Raw genomic sequence first — 6,850 nt, forward strand, 5'->3', positions numbered from 1 at the left:
ATTTTAGGTCAATATCACTGACCTAAAAAGAGCTTATATCGCGACAGGCGCAGAAATGTGGGCTTGCGGGTGATAATCGGTCACTTCGAAATCTTCGATGCCGAAGTCAAATATGCTGTCGGGCGTCCGCAAAAGCTTTAGCTTAGGATTACCAGAGGGAGCGCGGGACAATTGCTCCTCAACCAAAGGCGCATGGTTGAGATACAAATGCACATCGCCACCCTGCCAGATCAACTCACCTGCTTGGTATCCACATACCGCCGCCAACATCCGCGTCAGCAAGGCCGCAGAAAATGCGTTGAATGCAAAGCCAAGCCCAAGATCACAAGAGCGTTGAAACAAGATGCAGCTCAAAACATTACCGGCGACATGGAACTGATAAGTTTTATGGCATGGCGGCAGTGCCATCTGGTCCAACTCGGCGACGTTCCAGCCCTCAATGATGTGACGTCGCGATCCGGGATTGTTCTTCAGGCTATCGACAAGCAAGCTGACCTGATCAATGCCCTTCTCTGCGCGGTGGAACAAACCGTTCCCAGCGGGCTCGTAACGCGGCCAATTTACCCACTGCGCGCCATAAACCGGCCCAAGATCACCCCATTTTTCTGCGAATGTCGCATCGTCGACAATCCGCTGTTCAAAATCTTCTTGCGAGATTGTGTCACCCGTTTCGCGACGATAGCGATCCAACGGCCAGTCAGTCCAGATCCTGACTTTCTGTTCAAGCAATGGACGGATATTGGTGTTGCCAGTGAGGAACCAAAGCATTTCGCGCGCCGCTGTTTTCCAGTATACGCGCTTGGTCGTCAACAGCGGTATTGCGTCATCGGCCAGCGAAAAACGCATGCTTGCTCCAAAAAGCGCTTTCGTTCCAACACCTGTCCGGTCGCGCTGGACCGTCCCCCGTTCCCATATCTGCCGCATCAAGGACAGATACTGCTCTTCATAATGTTGCGTGTTGTGCATGCCCTTCGCTAAGCGCAGCGACGCAGTTTTGCAACCGTGCGGATGTCCGGACGTTGGTAAACATTTGCGAAAATGCTGCTCGCTGCCTCTTCACAATTTCTGCGCTACGCGTTCATTAATCTTAAATTTGTCAGCCTTCGTGTTAACCAATGTCGGAAACGGGATGGCTGTATGTATGGGCGCAAAGAGAGCAGATGGATGCGGCTCCTCTCTCCAAGCGCCCCAAGGCGCGCCAAAACGTTCTTCGTATTGCGATGCTTCCGATGGCATTTGCAACTGCTGCAGCATCGATCGTGCTGCCGACAGGTGCCATCGCTCAGACTCAGAATGCGACTATTGGATCGGAAGCTTGCGTATCGTTGCCTGATAATCGGGCTTTTTCGTTGGCGCTTGCTATCAATACACGTGTCGAGCCGGGTGCAGGTCCGCTCACGACGACAAAGGCCAGCGCAATTTTAGGCGGGGCAACAAGCAAGCTGGATCAGATGCGCTCGATTCAAGCGCCTGGGCAGGCTATCGCGTCCAGCATGAACAGCGGGGCCGCCGCGACGCAGATGTTTCCCTCCACGTCGGATTGTACGCGTGCTGGCGAAAATTTCGCCGGATCAGCCTTTATTCAACCCGCGACATTTAAAGAGGCCGTTTTAGGCACTCAGTCCGTCGCCGTCACGCGCACACCGTTTGATCGCGATTGGGCATCAATCCAGATGCGTCCGAACAACAGCCGCATCAAACGTGCGGTGACGTCATCGGGCGCGCGTGGTTCCGTTGACAAACTCCAGCAACTGGAAATGGTCAACCGGTGGGTAAACCGAAATATCGCATTCGGTGAAGATCAGGCTGTTTACAGCCAAGCCGATTATTGGGCGCCAGCGAGTGAAACACTGCGCCGGGGCATTGGCGATTGCGAGGATTTCGCCATTGCCAAGATGGAAATGTTGTCAGCACTTGGCATCGCACGCGCGGACATGCGTTTAATCATCGCGCGTGATTTGGTGCGTAACGCAGACCATGCGGTCCTAGTCGTGAAGCTGGATAACGGTTCGGTGATGCTAGACAATGTTACGGATCGCTTGCTGGACGGCCGTATCCCCAATGACTATCGGCCTATCATGTCATTTAGCCAGAACGCCAAATGGGTGCATGGCTATAGCGTGCCTCAGCCAGCCACTGTGCGTCTTGCATCTTTGCCGCCTACGGTCGTACCCGCATTCGGGCAATTGCCTGAGGTGGCCACTGTTACTGCAGAACTTCAGCTACCCGAGATTTCGGTCGCATGGCTCAGCGCTCCGTTAGTGCTTCCGACCTTGCTTTAATCACAGGTTTTAACAAATAGCTCAGCACGCTTTTGCGTCCGGTCATAATCTCGACGTCGCAAATCATGCCTGGCGTTATCGGCAGGCGTTTGCCGGCTTTCAGCAAAAATGCACGGTCAGTTTCGACGATGACAGTAAAGTAGGCCTGCCGTTCAACCTCGTCATAAATGCTGTCGGCGGATACCTGCGCAACTTTTCCTGACAATCCGCCATAGATAGAAAAGTCATACGCGGTGACTTTGACATTTGCACGGTCACCAACCTTGATGAAAGCAATGTCGCCAGGGGTCACACGCGCTTCAATCAACAATTTATCGCCCATTGGGACGATCTGCATGATCTTTTGGCCCGCGTTCAAAAATCCGCCGACAGTTGTCACCTGAACGTCATTAATCACGCCCGCAACGGGAGAGCGGATTTCGGTGCGGCTAAGTCGTCCTTGGGCACCGCGCATCGTCTGCTCGTTAACGGCAATTTTGGTATTGATTTGCGATCGTTCATTGAGCGCATCCTGACGATACTGGAATTGCGATTCCGACATCTGCGCCTGCGCCTCTCGGATGGCTGCAGTGGCTCGCGACGCCCCCTGCCGGGCCGCGTCCAATCGACCGCGAATATCGACGAGCTCGCGCTGCGCAGACAATAACTCAGTTTGCGGAACAATGTTCTTTTCCGCCAACGGGCGGATCATATTTACCTGGTCTTGTGCCAGTTTCAGGCTCGATTCCAGCGACGCAATTGTTGCCTGCGCCTCTCCCAGGTCACGCCGACGTTGTTCTACCGCCGCAGACAAAGCGCCCACGCGGCTCCGCTGCGCAGCTTGCCGGGCCGCCTGCAACCGTGCCTCATCCATGCAGCTTTCGCCGACGCAACCGTCCGCACCGCCTGTTTCCCGGTTCAGACGCGCAGCGCTAGCTGCCAGACGCTCCGTTTCAGCCTGCAATTGCCCCAGTTCCGAGGATGACGATGTGTCATCAAAACGGACCAGCAACTGCCCCTTTTTCACGGTCTGACCCGACCGAACTAGAATAGCTTCTATAGTTGAAGGTTCGGCGGCCTGAACTAACTGCACCTTCGATGACGGAATAACGCGTCCCTGCCCGCGCGTTATTTCGTCTACTTGCGCCAGACTGGCCCAAAGAATGAAAAGCGACAGTCCGACTGCACTAAAGAATATAATCCGTTCGCTCGCATTTAATCGCGCGAACCATGTCCGTAATTTCATTGGGTCGCCTCCAGGGCGGATATTTGCATATTGGCAGGCACGTCAGCCTTTGCACGGGTTTCAGGGCCCATTGGTATTGTCAGTCGCCATGTTTTTGTCGTGTCTATTCTACCGCCCACGTCATTGTCGGCCCTGCGGTCCGAAACATGTTTGACGACAGGGGCAGCACTATCAACGCCAAGTTCTGCCTCGGTAACGAAATCGGTGCTCGCATTAATATTGGCGAGACTTGACGTTGCTGGAATATATTCACCCCCGCGATACACGCCGTTAAATGCTACCCGCCTGCCCCAGTTGCCCGGCCATCTGTAGAAGATATGCGCGCCCATCTGCGTTATTTTGTGGAGCTTGGGTGCCCAATAAGGCGAGACATAATTGGCATGGTAATGTGTCGCCATGCCCACTGCAGACGTCACGGTCCCGGCAAGTACTTGTTCCGCCACTTGCCGCGCTTCTGCCCAAGCCTTTGGGCTGGGCGCGCGGAGTAAGGAACCATCGCATGCAAAGCTGAATTGGCAACCCGGCTTACTGCTTCCCTGATAAATGACACCGCACACTGATTTTGGAAACGCTGGATGACGCATACGGTTAAGAATGACCTGCGCCACGGCATAGCGCCCCGCCATGGGCTCGAAGCCTGCTTCATAATATACCGCTTGAGTCATGCAGCGCAGCGCTTTTTCGGCGTTGGTCATATTATTTTCTGTCAGATAGAATGGCTGCGCGGCTTCAATGGGTCCGTTGCCGACCGGCATTGCGGCGTTCAGTGCTGCTGCGGCCTCGCCTTTTGCTGCAACCTGAGTCTGATCCTGCTGCGTTGCTTCAGTCAGTGCAATCTGCTCTGGTGTAAGTACCGGCGTTGACACTGCAACAGCTTTATTGGGTGAAAGACTTTCAATAACCGATTGCCAATCCAACGCCGTGACCAATGCCGCGACCGTCAGACTTATACCGATTAGAGCGATCACGACCTTGCCGAGGCCGCTCTTGCCCGGTTGGTTATGCAGGGGTGGCATTTCGTCGCCGATAACAACCGCTGCGGTACTGGAGGGGTGATCATGCATCATGCAGCAACCCCTTTAGCCATGGCCTGCGCCATGATCTTTTCGCGCGGGCCATCAGCGACTATTTTGCCGCGATCCATGACTATAAGCCGGTCGCATAAAGATAACACGGCATGACGATGCGTCGAAACTATTAACGTCTGCCCCGGATAGGTTGCGGTTTTCAGCCGCTCGACAAAGCTGGTCTCGGTTCGCATGTCCATCGCGCCAGTAGGTTCATCAAGGAACAATAGTTTGGACGGCGATGCCAGCGCGCGGGCAAGCACCAAAAATCCGCGCTGACCGCCGGAAAGATTTCGGCCCCGTTCACCTGTCCCACGGTCAAAGCCGCCATCGTCGCGACCAAGAAACTCGTCTGCGCCTACCCTGCGCAGCGCTTCAATCAATGCCTCATCATCGGCATTGGGAGCGCCCATTAACAAATTGTCCTTGATAGATCCGCTGAATAATTCGGCGTCCTGCCCGACAAAGCGAAGCTGGGAACGCAGATTGATGGGGCGGTACTGGCGGTTATCCAGTCCATCAATCAGTACGGAACCCGCATCAGGATAATATAGTCCACAAAGTAGCCGTCCCAAGGTTGACTTGCCCGACGCCACACGGCCAATAATCGCAATTTTCTCGCCCGGCCTGATTTCAAGGTTCAGCCCGGAAAGTGCCTCACGATTGCTATCGGGATAGGCAAAATTCACGTCTTCAAGCTTGATATGGCCTTCACGCACAGTCGGAACAACGCTTCGGCTGCCAAATGAACGCTCGTCTTCTTTGTCCATTAACCCGCCCAAGCTGTCCAGCACAGTCAAAGCCTGCCGCCCGCGCGTCATCAGAAACGCGAGCTGCCCTGCTGGTGCAAGTGAACGCCCGGCAAGCATGACGATGGCAATGATAGCGCCCATCGATATCTTGCCAGCATCGAACATGTAGAAGCCGCCAATGACCAACGCGATACTGGTCACTTGCTGGCACACATTAGCCAAGGTGACCGCGGTCGCATTCAAATGCCGAAGCCGCTCTTGAGTCTGCGCGCTCGTGCGAGCCAAATTGCGCCAGCGCCCGATTACCCGGCCCTCGGCTGCTGTAGCTTTCAGAGTTTCAGCGCCGCTGATCGCTTCGACCAATAGGCTATGTTGCAAACCGGCGTCGGCTTGCGCTTCAAGCGTTGCTGCAATCATTTTGCGTTGCAACACCTGCCCTGCAAAAAACATGACGAGGATGATGACAACAGGCACCATGGCCAGCCATCCGGCCAAAACGGCGATCAACCCAACGAAAACGACGAGGAACAACAGATCAACCAACAGGACAGCCGTGGTGGATGCAAAAAAATCACGTACGATTTCGAATTCGGATACCCGGCGGACGAGTCGGCCAGTGTCACCACTTCGGCTGGAAAGTGGCATATTGACTAGCTTGCCGAATATCTTTTCTGACAACTTCAGGTCCAGCTTGCGGCCGAGTTCATCGAGCAACGTCGAACGCGCCATGCGCAATGCAAAATCAATAGCGAAGGCTAGCAAAACGCCGATGGCCAATACCCAAAGGCTTGAAACAGCGCGGTTTGGAATGATGCGATCATACACATTCATCGAAAACAGCGGCAGTGCAAAAGCCAATATGTTGATGATGAATGCTGCACCAAAGACTGGATAAAACTCCGGCTTCAATTTGATGAGTTCTGACCAAAACCAGTTATCGCGTGATGTTTTTGGCGCATCATCTTCGTCCAAGCCGCGATGGCGGACCGCAGCGCCGCCGACGTGAATCGCTTGCCCGACATAGACAGCTTCAACTTCTTCCAAATTGGTCCAAACCAACTCGGAAGCGTCAGCCTTCCATAATAGGACCTGGTCCTTGGACGCTTCGTAGACAATGCCGACGCTATCATCGTTGAGACGGATTAACGCAGGCAGCTGATCCGACTTTTTGGGTAACCGCGTGCCGTGTATGGGTGCGCAGGACAGACCAGCCAGTTCAAGCGCGTGTTCAGCCTGATGAAAAGGCAGTTGCCCATTGCCATTCTTAGGCAAAGTCAAAAACAAGCTTTCCGGATCGGGAAGATCATTCTCTCGGGCGAGCCTTTTAACCGCCGCGGCGACCGTATCGGGTAAAATGTTCCCGATAACAGCCACCGCGTCAGCCAAATCACTGTCTAAACGATTATACAACTTTGTACTCCAAACTGGGCCAAGCCCAACGCCGCGATCAACGTGAAGAGCGTCTACGTTGCAATTCTGCTGGCGCTGGCGGACCATAGTCAAAGCGTGTCCGTGCAGAGGCCT

At 54.3% G+C, this 6,850-nt stretch carries 5 protein-coding genes; 1 reads left to right on the forward strand and 4 read right to left on the reverse strand.

Annotation, left to right across the window (positions count from 1 at the left end; translation table 11 throughout):
- Positions 1-33: 33 nt before the first annotated feature.
- On the reverse strand, positions 34-966 hold the full coding sequence (thyA, locus tag ACK4S7_RS03860) for a thymidylate synthase (protein ID WP_409644651.1): 933 nt from the start codon (positions 964-966) through the stop codon (positions 34-36).
- A gap of 263 nt (positions 967-1,229) precedes the next feature.
- Here thyA and ACK4S7_RS03865 point away from each other — a divergent pair, with 263 nt between their 5' ends.
- On the forward strand, positions 1,230-2,282 hold the full coding sequence (locus ACK4S7_RS03865; RefSeq protein ID WP_409644652.1) for a transglutaminase-like cysteine peptidase: 1,053 nt from the start codon (positions 1,230-1,232) through the stop codon (positions 2,280-2,282).
- Here the strand turns inward: ACK4S7_RS03865 and ACK4S7_RS03870 are convergent.
- The 3 genes from ACK4S7_RS03870 to ACK4S7_RS03880 are packed head-to-tail and all read right to left on the reverse strand — an operon-like array spanning position 2,248 to position 6,823.
- Entirely contained in the window at positions 2,248-3,507 is a 1,260-nt protein-coding gene (locus ACK4S7_RS03870) for an HlyD family type I secretion periplasmic adaptor subunit (RefSeq protein ID WP_409644653.1), read from the reverse strand. The genes ACK4S7_RS03865 and ACK4S7_RS03870 overlap by 35 nt on opposite strands.
- Positions 3,504-4,574 carry a cell wall hydrolase gene (locus tag ACK4S7_RS03875; RefSeq protein WP_409644654.1) on the reverse strand — a complete coding sequence of 357 codons (1,071 nt, stop codon included), beginning with the start codon at positions 4,572-4,574 and terminating at the stop codon, positions 3,504-3,506. The genes ACK4S7_RS03870 and ACK4S7_RS03875 overlap by 4 nt, the downstream gene beginning before the upstream one ends.
- On the reverse strand, positions 4,571-6,823 hold the full coding sequence (locus ACK4S7_RS03880; RefSeq protein ID WP_409644657.1) for a type I secretion system permease/ATPase: 2,253 nt from the start codon (positions 6,821-6,823) through the stop codon (positions 4,571-4,573). Before ACK4S7_RS03880 ends, ACK4S7_RS03875 begins: the two co-directional genes overlap by 4 nt.
- Positions 6,824-6,850 lie beyond the last annotated feature (27 nt).

The organism is Sphingorhabdus sp., assembly GCF_046292425.1.
In the GTDB taxonomy this organism is placed as follows: domain Bacteria; phylum Pseudomonadota; class Alphaproteobacteria; order Sphingomonadales; family Sphingomonadaceae; genus Sphingorhabdus_B.

Excerpts from the sequence above, each read along its gene's own strand:
- ACK4S7_RS03865 (WP_409644652.1), top strand. The coding sequence starts at position 1,230 with ATGGCATTTGCAACTGCTGCAGCATCGATCGTGCTGCCGACAGGTGCC.
- ACK4S7_RS03880 (WP_409644657.1), bottom strand. The coding sequence starts at position 6,823 with ATGGTCCGCCAGCGCCAGCAGAATTGCAACGTAGACGCTCTTCACGTT.
- ACK4S7_RS03870 (WP_409644653.1), bottom strand. The coding sequence starts at position 3,507 with ATGAAATTACGGACATGGTTCGCGCGATTAAATGCGAGCGAACGGATT.
- ACK4S7_RS03875 (WP_409644654.1), bottom strand. The coding sequence starts at position 4,574 with ATGATGCATGATCACCCCTCCAGTACCGCAGCGGTTGTTATCGGCGAC.
- thyA (WP_409644651.1), bottom strand. The coding sequence starts at position 966 with ATGCACAACACGCAACATTATGAAGAGCAGTATCTGTCCTTGATGCGG.